This window comes from Amphritea atlantica (assembly GCF_018860855.1).
Classification (GTDB): domain Bacteria; phylum Pseudomonadota; class Gammaproteobacteria; order Pseudomonadales; family Balneatricaceae; genus Amphritea; species Amphritea atlantica_A.
On the sequence record NZ_JAHKQE010000001.1, the window covers coordinates 17,009 to 33,593 of the forward strand.

A 16,585-nucleotide genomic window follows, 5' to 3' on the forward strand; every position below is an offset into this window, starting at 1 on the left:
ATCAACGCTAAACTTTCGTGCAAAGCAGCGGTATGATGTTCAGACATTATTTTTTAGATAACCGATATTTACCCAAGTCTCATGATTGATCAGTTGAAACAAAAATTAGCGCTACATACACCGAAGACGCTCAATGGCGTTGGCCCTCAAGCCGGTGTGCTAATTGCGCTGACCGACAATCCTGCGGGTCCAGAGGTGATACTGACCCGTCGTAGCCACCTGTTGAGTACGCACAGTGGCGAGATCGCATTTCCCGGTGGTAAACGGGATGCTACGGATCCAGATCTGCTGTTTACTGCTTTACGTGAGGCCGAGGAAGAGGTTGGGCTGAACCCCTCGAAAGTAGATATTGTCGGGCCACTAGGGGATGTATTATCAAAACATAAATTGCAGGTCCGGCCCTATGTCGGCATCATACCTGCAGATGTTGAGTTGATACCCAACTTGGATGAGCTGGATCGAATTCACCGCGTGCCATTGAGTTTTTTTCTGGATGATCGGCGTCATCATACCGATAAAATTAAGTTTCGCGGCATGACCCATTATGTGCCAGCTTATGAATTTGAGGGGGATATCATCTGGGGGTTAACGGCTTATATGCTGGTTGAACTGTTAAATGTGGGCTTTGATGCACGCATACCAATGAAAGTCCGGCCGGAATACTCGCCAGTCTGCTAAGTTTTACTTATACCCTCTTCGACCTTACTGAACCTGATAGAACACATATGACTAATGAAAATGCTTCGCCTCGCCCTGTCCATTCACCCTGTATCGGTGTGTGTGCCCTTGATGAAAAAGACCTCTGTATCGCTTGTCGCCGTAGTGGTATGGAGATTGCCGAGTGGGGCGTTCTAAGTGATGCAGAGAAAAGAGCTGTTTGGCGTTTGATCCGTCAGCGGGAAGCCGAAGATAAGCTCGCTTAAGGGGAGATAGATATGAAGGTAATGATAGATCTGTGTGTTATCCCGTTAGGGATAGGTACGTCGGTGTCGGCTTATGTGACCGCCTGTCAGCGAGTGTTACAGAATGCCGGTTTGTCGCATCAGATGCATGGCTACGGCACTAACATTGAAGGAGAGTGGGATGAGGTGTTTGCCGCGGTGAAACGCTGTCATGAAGTGGTTCATGAGATGGGTGCGGTGCGGATCAGCAGTAGTATGCGTATCGGTACCCGCACCGATCGAGAACAAACCATCGATGATAAGATTAATAGTGTTAAATCAAAACTAGCGGAATAGCGCCTTAGTTGACGTTATTCCTCCTCTTCTTCTTCATATTCACTATCGTGCTTCATTGCCCGAATGGTTTTTATTTGGTTGTCGCATACCTGCAGCGTTTCGATTTGATAATTGCCGATCAGCATGCAGATATTGGCATCGGGGATGGCTTCCAGAATTTCCATCACTAAGCCGTTGATTGTTTTGGGGCCATCGGTCGGCAGGCTCCAATTAAGCGATTTGTTAACATCACGGATATTCGCGGTGCCATCAATAAAGTAGCTGCCGTCGGATTGGGGATAAATATCCTGATTATCATCTTTGCCGTTGAGTGACATCTCACCGACGATCTCTTCGAGAATATCTTCTAGCGTTACAATACCTTGAATATCACCATATTCATCCACGACGAGCGCGATGCGTCGGTTTTCCTGTTGGAAGTTCAATAGCTGAGTTTGCAGCGGGGTGCTTTCCGGAACAAAGTAGGGTTCGTGGATGACTTGCAGGATTGCCGCTTTAGTGACCGATTTTTGGCGAAAGACCTGGGCTAAATTCCGCATATGCAAAATGCCAACGACTTTGTTGAGTTCGCCTCGGTATACCGGCATACGGGTATGAGGGGTCTTGCTGAGCTGATCAATAATCTCTTCAAGATCATTGTCCATATCGATACCGCCGACCTCATTGCGCGGAATCATGATGTCAGTAACGGTGACATCGTCCAGCTCTAGTACGCCAAGCAGCATTGATTGGTTGCGCTGCTGCAGTACGGCGCCGGATTCATTAACGAGGGTTCGCAGCTCTTCTGTGCTGAGGTGATGGTTCTCACCATTGGTGACTTTGATGCCGAATAGCTTAAGCAGGCTGTTCGTGATTAGGTTGACCATCCACACGAGCGGATAAAGTATTTTAAGCAGTGGTTGCAGAATATAGGCTGCTGGAAAGGCGACTTTTTCAGGGTGTAGCGCGGCAACTGTTTTTGGCGACACTTCGGCAAAGATCAAAATGACCAATGTCAGTGCTGCTGTAGCGATAAAGATACCGCCTTGACCCCAGATTTTAACCGCGATAATCGTGGCAATAGCTGAAGCTAGAATATTAACGAAATTGTTGCCGATGAGAATCACACCGATCAGTCGGTCGGGGCGTTTCAAAAGCTTATTGGCCTTGATGGCTCCTCTGTGGCGGTTCTTGACTAAATGCCGTAACCGATAGCGGTTAAGTGACATCATGCCTGTTTCAGAACTCGAGAAAAAAGCTGAGCAGAGGATCAGAAAAAAAAGCAGTCCCATAAGGGACTCAATCGATGCGCCTTCCAAGACGGTAAACCTTTGGTTGCTAGTAGGAACGACATTGTCAGGTTAACCCCTGAAACTGTCAAGCGTACTAAAAGTTTTAGAGAGCGCCTTTCGTAGTATAAACGCGGTTTATAGCAGCAGTTCGACGACAAATTTGCTGCCAAAGAATGACAGCATTAAGACAATGAACCCACCGACGGTCCAGCGGATCGCCTTATGGCTACGCCAGCCGAGGAAGTGTCGCCCGACTAATAGTGTGGCATACAGCAACCAAGCCAAAATAGAGAGTATGGTTTTATGTACTAAGTGTTGGGCAAATAGATCATCGAAGACGATAGCGCCGCTGATCAACGATAGCGTTAATAAGATTAACCCTGTCCAGATCATCTCAAACAACAGAGCTTCCATTGTTTGTAGTGGTGGCAGTGAGCGCAACAGGCCTTTGGTGATGTGATGTTTAAGTTGATATTCCTGCTTGGCCAGCAAGACCGCCTGAAAAGCGGCTAGGGTAAAAATGCTATAAGCCAGAATGGAGATCAGAATATGGATAACTAAACCGGCATCGTAATGCCTGCCAGTCGCATCATCCAAACCGAATAGCGTGAAAAATAGAGTGATGGCGGCTAACGGGAATATGCCGATAAAAAGGTTATCGATCTTTTGCCGCAGAGAACTTAGTAACACTAATCCTGCCACTAGCCAGCCGATCAGAGAGCCGGCACTAAAAAACTCCAAATGTATGCCGGTCGGGCGATGGAGATCGAGATAGGAAGCAAAACCGTGAGAGATCACAGCGACGACACCGATCAAACGGATGATCATATGATTGATACTGCGTCCGTTGACGTTCTGCCACTGTAAAGCAGTCGCGGTTAAGTAACAGATGATGGCGATAATAGCGGGCAGAATATGCATCAAAGAGTAGCTCGTCAGTTCCATAGAGTTTGCAGTGGTTAAGTGTGTCATAAATATGAGTGCGATGAAATATTGATGCAGGGTCAATTAGCTGCTGTTAGGGGTAGCTGGTTATTTAATCATCGCCTCTGCGTTATTATCAGGTTCCTAAAGGACGCAGCTGCTGTATAATAACCGACTTTATTTTACTGTCACAGAGCAGAATTGAAGCTGGCTCTGGCATATACAGTAGCGGATTAACACCTCAAGGCGTAACTATGTTTGAGAATCTGACGGATCGTCTGGCGAAAACGCTTAAAGCGGTGACGGGCCAGGCAAAACTGACCGAAGACAATATTCAAGGCACTCTGCGTGAAGTGCGTATGGCATTGCTGGAAGCCGACGTAGCGTTGCCGGTTGTTAAAGCATTTATTAACAACGTAAAAGAGCGTGCCGTAGGAACCGAGGTCAGCAAGAGTCTGAGTCCGGGTCAGGTATTCGTTAAGATCGTTCAGCAGGAACTGGAAAAAGTCATGGGTGAGGCCAATGAAGGTCTCAACCTAGCTGTTCAGCCGCCTGCCGTGGTGATGATGGCTGGTTTGCAGGGGGCGGGTAAAACCACCTCGGTCGCGAAACTGTCACGTTTTCTGCGGGAACGGGAAAAGAAAAAAGTATTGGTGGTATCGGCTGACGTTTATCGTCCTGCCGCCATCAAACAGCTGGAAACCTTGGCGGCTGAAGTTGAGGTGGATTTCTTTCCCTCGGATATCCAGCAAAAGCCGATCGATATCGTTAATGCGGCAATTCATCATGCCAAAATTAAGCACTTCGATGTTCTGATTGTCGATACCGCCGGCCGTTTGCATGTCGATAGCGACATGATGGACGAGATTAAAGCGCTGCATGCGGCGGTCAAACCGATAGAAACGCTATTTGTTGTCGATGCGATGACCGGTCAGGATGCTGCCAATACGGCTAAAGCATTCAATGATGTGTTACCGCTGACCGGTGTGATTCTGACCAAAACCGATGGTGATGCCCGTGGTGGTGCTGCGTTATCGGTGCGTCATATTACCGGTAAGCCGATTAAGTTCTTGGGTGTGGGTGAGAAAGTTGATGCCCTTGAACCGTTTCATCCGGATCGTATCGCGTCCAGAATTCTTGGCATGGGGGATGTGCTCTCCCTGATCGAGGAAGTCGAACAGAAGGTCGATAAAGAAAAAGCAGAACGATTAGCGAAAAAAGTTCAGAAAGGTAAAGGCTTTGATCTGGAAGACTTCCGTGATCAGCTGGAACAGATGAACAATATGGGTGGTATGGCCTCGCTGATGGATAAGCTGCCCGGTATGGGGCAGATGGGCGGTGCAATGCAGGGCGCAGATCTGTCGGGTGCCGAGAAAGGCTTTAAGCAGTTTGAATCGATAATCAATTCGATGACTCCCCATGAACGTAAGCGCCCGGATGTGATCTCTGGTTCGCGTAAAAAGCGTATTGCGATGGGTTCGGGTACACAGATTCAAGATGTTAACCGTCTGCTGAAACAGCATAAGCAGATGGCCAAAATGATGAAGAAGTTCTCCTCAAAGGGCGGTATGGCCAAAATGATGCGCGGCATGAAAGGCATGATGCCGGGCGGTATGGGTGGAATGGGCGGTCCAGGTGGCTTCCCGCGGATGTAATCGATATTCTGCGCTCATCTCGAATGTTTATTTTATAATCAAAAAGCTTCACAGGGCCGGCAAATTCACGTAATATGCCGGCCTGTTTTTTAAATGGGTGCAGTCTGCGTCGGCTTTCTTAAAAGTCGGAATGAGACTGTTATCTGTAAACTGTGAGCGATATCAAAACTCACTTAATAAAGGGACCTACGCATGGTAACTATTCGTCTAGCTCGTAGCGGCGCTAAAAAGCGTCCATTCTATCACCTGACTGTGGCTGATTCTCGTAATCCGCGCGACGGTCGTTTTATTGAGCGTGTTGGTTTTTTCAACCCGCTGGCTAAGGGTCAGGAAGAGACTCTACGCATCAACCAAGAGCGTATCGAGTACTGGGTTGCTAAAGGCGCTCAGATGTCTGACCGTGTTGCTAAGCTGCTTAAAGAAGCTAAGTAATTCTATTGAAGCAATCAGTCGGGTTTGAGTGATGAGTGGCTATACGTCTGAAGATATAACAACCGTTGGGCGCATCACCACACTTTATGGTCTCAAGGGATGGGTTAAGGTTTATTCCCATACCGAGCCGTTGGAGAGCATCCTCGATTACTCGCCATGGCTACTGAATATTAATGGTCAGTGGTTACCGTTCAAAATAGCGGATGGTAAAAAGCATGGTAAAGGGCTGGTCGCAAAACTAGCCGGAGTCGATGATCGGGATCTCGCGAAACAGTATTGTGGCGTTGATATCGCGATAGAAACCAGCCTGCTTCCTGAATTGGAAGAGGGTGATTTCTACTGGAACCAGTTGGAAAAGCTTGATGTTTTAACCGAGTCCGGCGAAAAGCTGGGTAAGGTGAGTCACCTGATCGCTACCGGATCTAACGATGTTTTGGTGGTGAAGGGTAACGCAGACAGTATTGATCGCCGCGAGCGATTAATTCCCTATCTGCCTGATCAGGTGGTGAAAGAGATAAACCTTGAAGAAGGTACGATTCGGGTCGATTGGGATCCGGAGTTTTAACCGGTGTGGATCGGTGTAATTACCCTTTTCCCGGAGATGTTTGAGGCGGTCACCCGTCACGGCGTTACCGGTAGGGCAGTGCGCAACGGCTTGCTGGATGTGCAGTGTTGGAATCCTAGGGAATTTACACAGGATAAACATCGTACGGTGGATGACCGACCTTATGGCGGTGGTCCCGGAATGTTGATGAAAGTGCAGCCGCTGCGGGACGCGATCCAGGCAGCGAAACAGACTGCTGGTGGTAAGGCTAGAGTGATCTATCTTTCACCGCAGGGGCGCCGACTCGATCATGCCGGGGTAAAAGAGCTAGCTGCTGAAGAGCGGTTAATTCTGGTTGCAGGGCGCTATGAAGGTATTGATGAGCGTCTGGTGGAGACCGAAATCGATGAAGAGTGGTCATTGGGTGATTTTGTGCTCAGTGGTGGCGAACTACCAGCAATGGTAATGATCGATGCGGTATCCCGTTTGGTTCCTGGTGTGCTTGGCCATCAGGATTCAGCTGCCGAAGATTCCTTTAGTGATGGACTACTTGATTGTCCGCACTATACCCGACCGGAAAAACTTGACGATATGTCCGTACCTGATGTGTTGCTTGGCGGTAACCATGAATCGATCAGACGCTGGCGTCTGAAACAGCAATTGGGGCGAACCTGGAAAAGGCGTCCTGAGCTGCTGGAAGATCTTGAGTTAAACAAAGAGCAACAAACATTGTTAAACGAATTTATCCGTGAGACAGAAGCGTCTCAGGGTTAGTATTTAGGAGCGAGCGATGAGCAGCAAAAACTCTATCATTCAGCAGATTGAAGCTGAACAGATGAATAAAGAAGTGCCAGAATTTGCACCGGGTGACACCGTTGTTGTTCAGGTAAAAGTAGTTGAAGGCACCCGTCAGCGTCTGCAGGCGTTTGAAGGTGTTGTGATTGGTAAGCGTAACCGTGGCGTTAACTCTGCGTTCACTGTACGTAAAATCTCTCACGGTGTTGGTGTTGAGCGTACTTTCCAAACTTTCGCGTCTACTGTAGACAGCATTGAAGTTAAGCGTCGCGGTGACGTACGTCAGGCTAAACTGTACTACTTGCGTGAGCGTAGTGGTAAGTCTGCACGTATTAAAGAGAAGCTGGCTAAGTAATCACTTACTCGGTTTGAGCATGAAAAGGCGGCCTAGGCCGCCTTTTTTGTGTTTGAAATTCGCACTACTGCAGAACTCACAGTAGAATTAAGACAGTATCGCTTATCTGTTCTCGTGCTGTGGCAGCTTAACGCCGTAGGTATATTAATTAGACTATCGCTTTGGAATGGGGTTTTGAAGAGACTATCGTTCGGACTAAGCTCGATGTTATTGCTGGTAGTTGTCGGTGCTCATGCGGCTGATGACAAGCGCCCTGCGCCAGCTCATAAGCATCAGTCTCAACCACAGCATCAGGCTTCAGAGGAAGCTCGACGTCGTGAAGCAACCCGTGAAGCTATTCGGCGTGCGGTACGAGGCAGTAATCACGATACGGTACGGATCGAAAAACGTTACCAATCGATTAGTCATGAACATATCGGCCAATATGTAGGTAGTTGGGTAAAACTAGAAACCTATTATGGTCGTAAAGTAGAAGGCGTGCTTAGGAGTGTTGATGGCAATATACTCTATATTGATGAGCATGTTGGTCGTGGTAGCGCCAGTTACCCTATTAATAAAACCAAACTATCTGGGCTTCAAGTGCTGCGCTAATGCTAGCAGAGTAGAGGAGGCCTGAGTGACTAGCGAATTATCCACCGATGGGGCTTCGGCCGATGGTCGCATGACCGCTGAACATCCCTCCCCCCGCGATGCTGAACTAATAGAACAATATATTGATGCTTTATGGCTGGAAAAAGGGTTGAGTAAGAATACCCTGAGCTCTTATCGGCGGGACCTGTCTATCTATGCATGTTGGTTAAATAGCCGTCAACGAGATTTGTTGGCTGCTGGCCGTACTGATCTGCTGAGTTATCTCAACTGGCGTGTCCGGCAGCGGATGAAAGCAAGTTCCACTTCTCGGTTACTGTCCTGTTTACGTGGTTTCTATCGTCATCAGTTAAGAGAGGGGGTCTTGAGTGAAGACCCCACGTTGCAAGTTGAAAGCCCTAAGCGAGGGCGGCCTTTACCGAAAAGCTTGAGTGAACTGGATGTTGAGGCGCTATTGCAGGCACCTGATACCAGTGATGCCCTTGGTTTTAGGGATCGGGCGATGCTAGAAATGTTGTACTCATCGGGTTTGCGGGTGAGTGAATTAGTCGGGCTGCAGCTATCACAGATAAACCTTCGCCAAGGAGTTATTCGAGTGGTGGGGAAAGGCGATAAAGAGCGCTTAGTGCCTCTGGGGGATGAAGCGGCTGATTGGTTAGTGCGTTACATTAAACAGGCTCGGCCCGCCTTGATTCATGATGCTCATAATGAAGTTGTCTTTCCTAGTCGTCGTGGGCAGCAGATGACGCGGCAAACCTTTTGGCATCGTATTAAGCGTCATGGATTGACCGCTGGGATGGAGCAGTTGCCATCGCCCCATGTATTGCGTCATGCGTTTGCCACTCATCTGTTGAATCACGGTGCCGATCTGCGAGTGGTGCAACTCTTATTGGGTCATAGTGATCTGTCGACCACTCAGATCTATACGCATATTGCCCAGCATCGTTTACAATCGCTGCATAAGCAGCATCATCCACGGGGATGATATGCCGGATTTTCAGGTTATTTTCAGTTTTAAGCGTTAGGTTGGAAACTAAGTGGTGCTTTTAGCGTCTTAAAGGCAGGTCTTTTTGTTGGGGTTTGTAAGTAGAGCCTGTAGAGTAAGTTTTTTTGATTAAGATATCCGCATACGCCGGATATTAGAGGATATTATGCGAAAAATATTTTTCAGCCTAGTGGCGATGGCTCTGTTGAGTTTCAATGTATCCGCGGCGGATGCTGATAAAGAAGCCACTATTCGTTCCGCGTTAAGTTCACTGAGCAGTCAGGTGCCGATTGTTGCCGTTGCCGATGCCGCATTCCCGGGTCTTTATGAGGTCACACTGGCCAGTGGTGAGAAGCTTTATGTTAATGATTCGGGTAGTCATTTTATTGTTGGTGAGGTCTTTCGGGTTGAGACTGATGGGCAGCTGGTGAATTTGACGGAAGAGGGTAAAAAAGCCAGCCGAGTTGATCAGTTAGCGGCGCTTAGTCGTGACGATATGATTATCTTCCCTGCGAAAGGTGAGACAAAAGCGCATTTGACGGTATTTACCGATACCGACTGTTTCTATTGCCGTAAATTGCACGGTGAGATGGAGCAGATTACCGCGCGAGGAATTGAAGTGCACTATTTAGCGTTCCCCCGTGCTGGTGCCGGTTCGAAAACGCAAAAGGTGATGGATGCTATCTGGTGTGCGGATAAATCAGATCAGGCCAGTTTAATGAATAAAGCGAAGACGGGTCAGTCTATACCGATGCTTAGTTGTGCAGACAGCCCTGTCATGAGCCAGTATCAGTTAGGTCAGCAGATGGGTGTCACTGGAACGCCAGCGTTGGTGTTGGAAGATGGCACTATGGTACCGGGTTATATGCCAGCGGCGCAGTTGGCGGAAATGCTTGGTGTGACTAACTAAGTAAAAGCTAAAATGGTTATTAAGATCTTGTCATGATTAAGAGAGCCTAGGCTCTCTTTTTTTATGGCTGAATTTTATCTAAAGGTGATTTTTTTAACTTGAAATGGGGCGCTGCGTAGAGCTTAGTCGTGGATTTAGCTATAATGCGTGCCTATTTTTTAACCGCAGAAATGTCTGTCGCTCTGATAGCCTAGTAATAGCGTGAGGTAATGGTTTGAAACCTGTAAAAGTTGGTATCTGTGGTCTTGGCACCGTTGGTGGTGGTACGTTCAATGTACTTAAGCGCAACGCGGAAGAGATCGCCCGTCGTGCGGGTCGTAGTATCGTTGTAGAAGCGATAGGCGCCCGTCGTGAAAATCCTGATTGCGACACCCAGGGTACCCAGATTACAGCGGATATTTTTGAGGTTGCTCGCAACCCTGAAATTGACATTATTATTGAGTTGATCGGTGGTTATGATACGGCGCTAGAGCTGGTGATGACGGCTATCGAAAACGGTAAGCATGTTGTCACCGCGAACAAAGCATTGATTGCGGTGCACGGTAATGAGATCTTCGCAGCAGCGCAAAAGAAGAATGTGATGGTGGCGTTCGAAGCGGCCGTTGCGGGTGGCATTCCTGTGATCAAGGCGATCCGTGAAGGGCTGTCAGGCAATAAAATTAACTGGTTGGCTGGCATTATTAACGGTACCGGTAACTTTATCCTGACCGAAATGCGCGACAAAGGCCGTGATTTCGCCGATGTTTTGGCGGAAGCTCAAGCACTGGGTTACGCCGAAGCGGATCCAACCTTTGATGTTGAAGGTATTGATGCGGCGCATAAACTGACTATTTTGGCTTCTATCGCTTTTGGTATCCCTCTGCAGTTTGATAAAGCCTATACGGAAGGTATCAGCAACATTACCGCCGCCGATGTGCAATATGCTGAAGAGTTAGGTTATCGGATTAAACACTTAGGTGTTAGCCGTCGTACCGAAACAGGTATTGAGTTGCGGGTTCATCCCACCATGATTCCAGAGAAAGCCTTGCTGGCTAATGTGCATGGCGTGATGAACGCGGTGTTGGTGGATGGCGATGCGGTAGGTCAAACCATGTACTACGGTGCGGGCGCCGGTGCTGAGCCAACTGCTTCAGCGGTGATCGCTGATGTCGTTGATGTCGTACGGATGTTGACCGCTGATCGCGATAACCGTGTGCCGCATTTGGCCTTCCAGCCGGGTAGTCTGTCTGAGATGCCAATTCTGCCGGTCGAAGAGGTCGTGAGTGGTTACTATCTACGCTTGACCGTTAATGAGCGCCCTGGGGTGTTGGCTAAGATTGCCTCCATTCTTAGCGAATCTGAGATCAGCATTAATGCGATTGTGCAGAAAGAAACTCATCAGCGCCAAGTGCCCGTCATTATCCTGACCCAGGATGTGAAAGAAAAACTGATGAACGAAGCGATTGTTAAAATTGAAGCGTTGGCTGACGTGAATGAAGCGGTGACTCGTATCCGCGTTGAACACCTGTAGGCAACCGCAAAAGTAGGAATTTAGATCGTGAAATATATCTCTACCCGGGGCCAGGCCCCTGCGCTGAATTTTGAAGAAGTGTTGTTGGCCGGTCTTGCCAGCGATGGTGGTTTGTATGTTCCTGAGGAATTGCCGACCTTCAGTAAAGCGGAGATCGCCTCATGGGCGGGTCTGCCATACAGCGAATTAGCGTATAAGATTATTAAGCCATTTGTCGGTGATTGCGTTGTTGATGCTGATCTAAAACAGATGATCGATGAAACCTATGCTGGGTTTAATCATACTGCTGTTGCACCGCTGAAAGAGCTGGGTACCAATGAATGGGTGTTGGAACTGTTTCATGGCCCAACCTTAGCCTTTAAAGACTTTGCCCTGCAGTTGCTGGGACGGTTGATGGACTATGCTTTGACTAAGCGCCAAGAGCGCTTGGTGATCATGGGGGCAACCTCTGGAGACACCGGTTCTGCGGCGATCGAAGGTTGCCGTCACAGTGAGCACCTGGATATCTTTATTCTGCACCCGTACAACCGAGTGTCTGAAGTTCAGCGCAAGCAGATGACCACCATTATTGAAGACAATGTGTTCAATATTGCCCTAGAAGGCAACTTTGATGATTGTCAGGAGATGGTTAAAGACAGCTTTGCGAATCAGGATTTCCTCGGTGGCCGTAAGCTGGGCGCAGTAAACTCGATCAACTGGGCACGTATTATGTCGCAGATCGTGTATTACTTCTCGGCGTCTCTGGCGGTGGGCGGACCGCATCGCGATGTGGCGTTCTCAGTGCCAACCGGTAACTTCGGCGATATCTTTGCCGGTTATCTGGCTAAGCAGATGGGCTTGCCGATCAGTCAGTTGGTGGTTGCCACCAATAAAAATGATATCCTTCATCGGGTGATTTCCGGTAATGATATGAGCAAAGGTGAGCTGGTTCACACCTTGTCGCCATCTATGGATATCATGGTGTCGTCTAACTTTGAACGTTTGCTGTTTGATGTCTATGGTCGCGATGGTGCGGCGATTAGCGACTTAATGGCGAAGTTTAAAACGGAATCAGTGCAGCTCGATCAACCGCGCTGGGAAAAAGTCCGTGAACTGTTTGATAGCTTTTCCTGCGATGATGAAGTCACCTGCAATACCATTGCCACCGTGGCGGCTGAAACCGGTTATCTGCTAGACCCACATACTGCGATTGGTGTGGCCGCGGGGCGTGCCTGTCAGCGAGATCCAAGTGTGCCAATGATCGTATTAGCGACGGCGCATCCAGTGAAATTCCCCGAAGCAGTGCTGAAGGCAGGGCTGGAATCGCCTCAGTTGCCGGCCCATATGGCGGATCTGTTTGAGCGTGAAGAGCAGTTCACCGTGTTGCCTAATGAACTGCCGACCGTGCAACAGTTTGTCGCTGAGCATGTTCACAGTGACTAAGTGCTTGCTGCTTTGATAATAGCCCGTTAGAGTCTCTGACCTTAACGGGCTTTTTATTGGGGGGTAACAAGCATGGACCTGTTTTTTCTACTGTCGAAAGGTTTTTGGGTGTTAGCTAACCCGGGGAACTTTCTTATTCTGTTGTTGGCCTTTGGGCTATTGAAAGGTTGGCGTACGCTCACTTCTGGGGTCGCGGTCTGTTTGTTATTGATCACCTTTTATCCCGTTGGGGATCTGCTCTTGCAACCGCTGGAGAAACGCTTTCCTGCGCCTAAGGCGATGCCGCAAGAGATTGCCGGTATTGTGGTGCTAGGAGGTGCTGAAGAAGCGGAGCTAAGTCAGCTTTGGCAGCAGCCGCAGTTTAATATGGCTGCTGAGCGGGATATGGCTATTTTGCCGCTGTTACAGAGTTATAGTGATGCGCCGGTGATTCTGACCGGTGGGTCGGGTAAAGTGCTTAAAGCCGAGTATCGCGGCGCCGATGTTCAGCAAGCGTGGCTTGCCGCACAACAACTCGATCACCGAGTGATTTTTGAACGGGATTCACGTAATACCTTCGAAAACGCTATCTACAGTCAGGATATGATCCCGACCGGTATCGATTTTAATGACCCCCGTGGCTGGTTATTGGTCACTTCGGCCTTTCATATGCCGCGTTCGGTGGGGATTTTTAGACTGCAGGGTTGGAATATTATTCCCTATCCTGTGGATTATTACTCTCGGCCTATCGGCTTGAGTAGTTGGCGTGCTGACTTAGGACGCAATCTTTATGAGCTATCAATCGGTGTGCGCGAGTGGATCGGGCTGGTCGCTTATTATGTAACAGCAAAAACCGATTCGTTATTTCCATCAGCTAATTTGGATATCAGAGTTAATGAGTGACATCATCATTCGCCGCCGAGAGGCGGACGCGAACAGCCCGATTTTTAACCAAGTAAATCCGCTGTTAGCGCGCATTTACGCCAGTCGAGGGTTGGATGATGTTGCGGCATTAGGGCGCAGTTTGCAGCAGTTGCAAACCGGTCGAGATATGCTGGGATTAGCGGCGGCGGTCGACCGTTTGGTGTTGGCGCTAGAGCAGGATCAGCAGATTCTAATTGTCGGCGATTTTGACTGCGATGGTGCGACCAGTACCGCCGTTGCTATGCTTGGGCTAGGGATGATGGGGGCGAATCGGGTCAGTTATCTGGTGCCCAATCGGTTTGAGTATGGTTATGGGCTTAGCCCAGAGATCGTTAATGTTGCCGCCGAACAGCAGCCGGATCTGATTATTACGGTCGATAATGGCATCTCCAGTGTCGACGGGGTTGCTCGGGCGAATAGCCTTGGCATCGATGTGCTGGTGACGGATCATCACCTACCCGGTGAGATGCTGCCAGCGGCGTGTGCCATTGTGAACCCTAATCAGCCGGGCTGTCAGTTTAGTGAAAAGTCGACCTGTGGTGTGGGGGTTATCTTCTATGTCATGACCGCCCTGCGTCGAGCGCTGGATGAGCAGCAGTGGTTTGAAAAACGGGGGCTGGCTAAGCCTAATCTTGCAGCCCTACTCGACCTGGTCGCATTGGGAACCGTAGCGGATGTGGTGCCGTTAGAGCAGAACAACCGCACACTGGTCTATCAGGGCTTGCAGCGTATTCGTGCGGCGAAGGCGCGTCCCGGTATTATGGCGTTGATTGAGATCAGTGGTCGGCAACGCAGCCGTTTAACGGCGACCGATCTGGGGTTTGCTTTGGGGCCGCGTTTGAATGCCGCTGGGCGTCTAGATGATATGTCGATCGGTATCGAGTGCCTGTTAACCAATAACGCTGAACGGGCTCAGCAACTCGCGCTGCAACTCGATAGTCTTAATCAGGAGCGTCGGGGGATAGAGCAAGAGATGCAGCAACAAGCGAATGCGCTGCTCGATGAGCTGGAGCTGGAAGCCGACGGAGAGTTGCCGTTTGGTTTGTGCCTCTATGATGTGGATTGGCATCAGGGGGTTATCGGTATTTTGGCTTCACGTATTAAAGAGAAATTTAATCGTCCAGTGGTTGCCTTTGCCGTCGGTGATGCTGGTGAGCTTAAAGGCTCGGCCCGTTCGATCAACGGGTTTCATATCCGCGACGGTTTGGATGCCGTCGCGGCAAAACATCCAGAGCTGCTGAAGAAATTTGGTGGTCATGCGATGGCTGCGGGGATGACCATCGCGGCAGAAAATCTTGGCTTGTTTCAGCAAGCGTTTGATGCCGAAGTGCGTCGGCAGTTGAGTGCCGAGCAACTACAGCATGCGGTGCTGACCGATGGCAGTTTATCCGCCGCAGAGTTGACCATGGAGATGGCCGAGTTACTGCGCGAAGCGGGTCCTTGGGGGCACCAGTTTCCGGAGCCGCTGTTTGATGGTGAGTTTTCCCTACTGCAGCAACGTATCGTAGGGCAGCGCCATCTAAAATTAGTGTTGATGGAGCCTGAAAGTGGCACCGCCATCGATGCGATCCATTTTAATGCTGATATGGATATCTGGCCGAATGATAGCGTGCAGCGAGTACGTGCCGTGTATCGTTTGGATGTAAATGAGTTTCGCGGGCAGCGTAGCCTGCAATTAATGATTGACCACCTGCTGCCACTTTAACGGCGGCTATTTTTTAATGAGAGCAAAACGATGAATGATTTTACCCTAGACGAGCTAAACACACTGGTTGCTGTATTCGAGAAAGCCGGTATTAGCGATGATGGTAGCGCTGAAGCCCTGATGTTTAGTCGTGTTAAGACCGCACAAGCGGAACGCGCCGAATTGGAAAGCATGGATTTTGACGATTGTCTCGGCGGTGGCTGCAAGTTGTAATCATCAATGTCTAGGCGCAATCGGGGACGCCGGTTGCGCACTGATCGAACCTATTTAAGCATTATCTTCTGCCGTCCTCCGGCGATGTTATAAACTCTGTAAGGTGTTAGCGATGTATTATGTCGGCGCTCATGTCAGTGCCAGCGGTGGTGTTGAAAATGCTCCGTTGAATGCGGCCAAACTGGGGGCAAATGCCTTTGCTCTGTTCACTAAAAATCAGCGTCGCTGGGAGGCAAAACCACTCACGCGGGGCAGTATCAGTAAGTTTCGTGATAATTGTGAACGGTTAGGGTTTAAGCCGGAGCAGATTCTGCCTCATGACAGCTATCTGATCAATTTAGGCCATCCTGAAGCCGAACCGTTAGCTAAATCCCGTGCAGCCTTTATCGATGAGTTACAGCGCTGTGAGCAGCTAGGGTTGTGCTACCTAAACTTTCATCCCGGCAGTCATCTGCGCAAGGTGGATGAAGAAACCTGCCTGAATACCATTGCCGAGTCGATCAACCTAGCGCTGGATCAAACAACCGGTGTGACCGCCGTCATTGAAAATACTGCCGGGCAGGGGAGTAACTTAGGTTGTCGTTTCGAGCATCTGGCGCATATTATCGATCGGGTAGAAGACAAAAGCCGAGTGGGTGTTTGTCTCGATACCTGCCACACCTTTGCTTCGGGTTATGACCTGCGGGATCGGGCGGATTGTGAGCACACCTTTGCTGAATTTTCTCGTATTGTTGGTTTTAACTATCTGAAGGGGATGCATCTGAATGATTCAAAAGCGACTTTCGATAGCCATAAAGACCGCCACCACAGTTTAGGGATGGGTGAAATCGGCTTGGAAGTGTTTCGTTTTATTATGACCGATGAGCGCTTTCAAGGCATTCCGCTAGTTTTAGAAACAATAGATGGCACAATATGGGCAGAGGAGATTCAGATGCTCCGGAGCTTTTCTTTAGGCGATTAGCGGACGCTTTGAACGGGGTGTTCTGATGGAGGGAGGCCCCGACGCATAGTCAGTGTGCTTACCCGAGATAAAAGGGCCCGCTTGTCATCTTACTGTCACTCGAGCTTAATATGCTGTCGGAATTAGCCACCATTGCCGACACTTTGAATATGACCGTTTCGCAGATGATACCCG

General features: G+C 49.2%; 19 protein-coding genes. 17 read left to right on the forward strand and 2 right to left on the reverse strand.

Annotated elements, in window-relative coordinates; genetic code table 11:
• The first annotated feature begins 93 nt into the window (after positions 1-93).
• The 3 genes from KO512_RS00100 to KO512_RS00110 are packed head-to-tail and all read left to right on the forward strand — an operon-like array spanning position 94 to position 1,238.
• Positions 94-678 carry an NUDIX hydrolase gene (locus tag KO512_RS00100; protein WP_252734691.1) on the forward strand — a complete coding sequence of 195 codons (585 nt, stop codon included), beginning with the start codon at positions 94-96 and terminating at the stop codon, positions 676-678.
• A 47-nt stretch (positions 679-725) separates the two neighbouring features.
• On the forward strand, positions 726-923 hold the full coding sequence (locus KO512_RS00105; RefSeq protein ID WP_215950312.1) for a DUF1289 domain-containing protein: 198 nt from the start codon (positions 726-728) through the stop codon (positions 921-923).
• Between the two features lie 12 nt (positions 924-935).
• Complete coding sequence (locus tag KO512_RS00110) at positions 936-1,238, forward strand: MTH1187 family thiamine-binding protein (protein WP_215950313.1); 303 nt, start codon at positions 936-938, stop codon at positions 1,236-1,238.
• A gap of 14 nt (positions 1,239-1,252) precedes the next feature.
• On the opposite strand, the gene KO512_RS00115 is transcribed toward KO512_RS00110, so the two are convergent.
• Both KO512_RS00115 and KO512_RS00120 read right to left on the reverse strand, forming a co-directional pair.
• A complete protein-coding gene (locus KO512_RS00115; RefSeq protein WP_215950314.1) occupies positions 1,253-2,536 on the reverse strand; it encodes an HlyC/CorC family transporter in 1,284 nt (427 codons plus the stop codon).
• 108 nt (positions 2,537-2,644) lie between these two features.
• The gene (locus tag KO512_RS00120; protein WP_215950315.1) at positions 2,645-3,454 is read right to left on the reverse strand and encodes a cytochrome C assembly family protein; all 810 of its coding nucleotides are present in this window, start codon (positions 3,452-3,454) and stop codon (positions 2,645-2,647) included.
• A 233-nt stretch (positions 3,455-3,687) separates the two neighbouring features.
• Here KO512_RS00120 and ffh point away from each other — a divergent pair, with 233 nt between their 5' ends.
• From ffh to nfo, 14 genes are all read left to right on the forward strand, one after another.
• Positions 3,688-5,088, forward strand: a complete 1,401-nt coding sequence (ffh, locus tag KO512_RS00125) for a signal recognition particle protein (RefSeq protein ID WP_215950316.1) — start codon at positions 3,688-3,690, stop codon at positions 5,086-5,088.
• Between the two features lie 192 nt (positions 5,089-5,280).
• The gene (gene rpsP, locus KO512_RS00130) at positions 5,281-5,520 is read left to right on the forward strand and encodes a 30S ribosomal protein S16 (RefSeq protein ID WP_126157587.1); all 240 of its coding nucleotides are present in this window, start codon (positions 5,281-5,283) and stop codon (positions 5,518-5,520) included.
• Positions 5,521-5,551: 31 nt separating this feature from the next.
• Positions 5,552-6,085: a ribosome maturation factor RimM gene (gene rimM / locus KO512_RS00135; protein WP_215950317.1), complete on the forward strand. Its 534-nt coding sequence runs from the start codon at positions 5,552-5,554 to the stop codon at positions 6,083-6,085.
• Positions 6,086-6,088: 3 nt separating this feature from the next.
• The gene (gene trmD, locus KO512_RS00140) at positions 6,089-6,838 is read left to right on the forward strand and encodes a tRNA (guanosine(37)-N1)-methyltransferase TrmD (protein WP_215950318.1); all 750 of its coding nucleotides are present in this window, start codon (positions 6,089-6,091) and stop codon (positions 6,836-6,838) included.
• A gap of 16 nt (positions 6,839-6,854) precedes the next feature.
• Positions 6,855-7,214 carry a 50S ribosomal protein L19 gene (gene rplS / locus KO512_RS00145; RefSeq protein WP_215950319.1) on the forward strand — a complete coding sequence of 120 codons (360 nt, stop codon included), beginning with the start codon at positions 6,855-6,857 and terminating at the stop codon, positions 7,212-7,214.
• Between the two features lie 204 nt (positions 7,215-7,418).
• The gene (locus tag KO512_RS00150; RefSeq protein ID WP_215950320.1) at positions 7,419-7,805 is read left to right on the forward strand and encodes a hypothetical protein; all 387 of its coding nucleotides are present in this window, start codon (positions 7,419-7,421) and stop codon (positions 7,803-7,805) included.
• A gap of 70 nt (positions 7,806-7,875) precedes the next feature.
• Positions 7,876-8,787, forward strand: a complete 912-nt coding sequence (xerD, locus tag KO512_RS00155) for a site-specific tyrosine recombinase XerD (protein WP_215950328.1) — start codon at positions 7,876-7,878, stop codon at positions 8,785-8,787.
• A 166-nt stretch (positions 8,788-8,953) separates the two neighbouring features.
• Positions 8,954-9,697, forward strand: a complete 744-nt coding sequence (locus KO512_RS00160; protein ID WP_215950321.1) for a DsbC family protein — start codon at positions 8,954-8,956, stop codon at positions 9,695-9,697.
• A 214-nt stretch (positions 9,698-9,911) separates the two neighbouring features.
• Positions 9,912-11,207, forward strand: a complete 1,296-nt coding sequence (locus KO512_RS00165) for a homoserine dehydrogenase (RefSeq protein WP_215950322.1) — start codon at positions 9,912-9,914, stop codon at positions 11,205-11,207.
• 27 nt (positions 11,208-11,234) lie between these two features.
• On the forward strand, positions 11,235-12,629 hold the full coding sequence (thrC, locus tag KO512_RS00170) for a threonine synthase (RefSeq protein WP_215950323.1): 1,395 nt from the start codon (positions 11,235-11,237) through the stop codon (positions 12,627-12,629).
• Positions 12,630-12,701: 72 nt separating this feature from the next.
• A complete protein-coding gene (locus KO512_RS00175) occupies positions 12,702-13,511 on the forward strand; it encodes a YdcF family protein (protein WP_215950324.1) in 810 nt (269 codons plus the stop codon).
• Positions 13,504-15,237 (forward strand): single-stranded-DNA-specific exonuclease RecJ, encoded by a 1,734-nt coding sequence (recJ, locus tag KO512_RS00180; protein WP_215950325.1) that lies wholly within the window; start codon positions 13,504-13,506, stop codon positions 15,235-15,237. The genes KO512_RS00175 and recJ overlap by 8 nt, the downstream gene beginning before the upstream one ends.
• A gap of 30 nt (positions 15,238-15,267) precedes the next feature.
• Positions 15,268-15,450 (forward strand): hypothetical protein, encoded by a 183-nt coding sequence (locus tag KO512_RS00185; protein WP_215950326.1) that lies wholly within the window; start codon positions 15,268-15,270, stop codon positions 15,448-15,450.
• 112 nt (positions 15,451-15,562) lie between these two features.
• Positions 15,563-16,411, forward strand: a complete 849-nt coding sequence (gene nfo / locus KO512_RS00190; protein ID WP_215950327.1) for a deoxyribonuclease IV — start codon at positions 15,563-15,565, stop codon at positions 16,409-16,411.
• Positions 16,412-16,585: the final 174 nt, after the last annotated feature.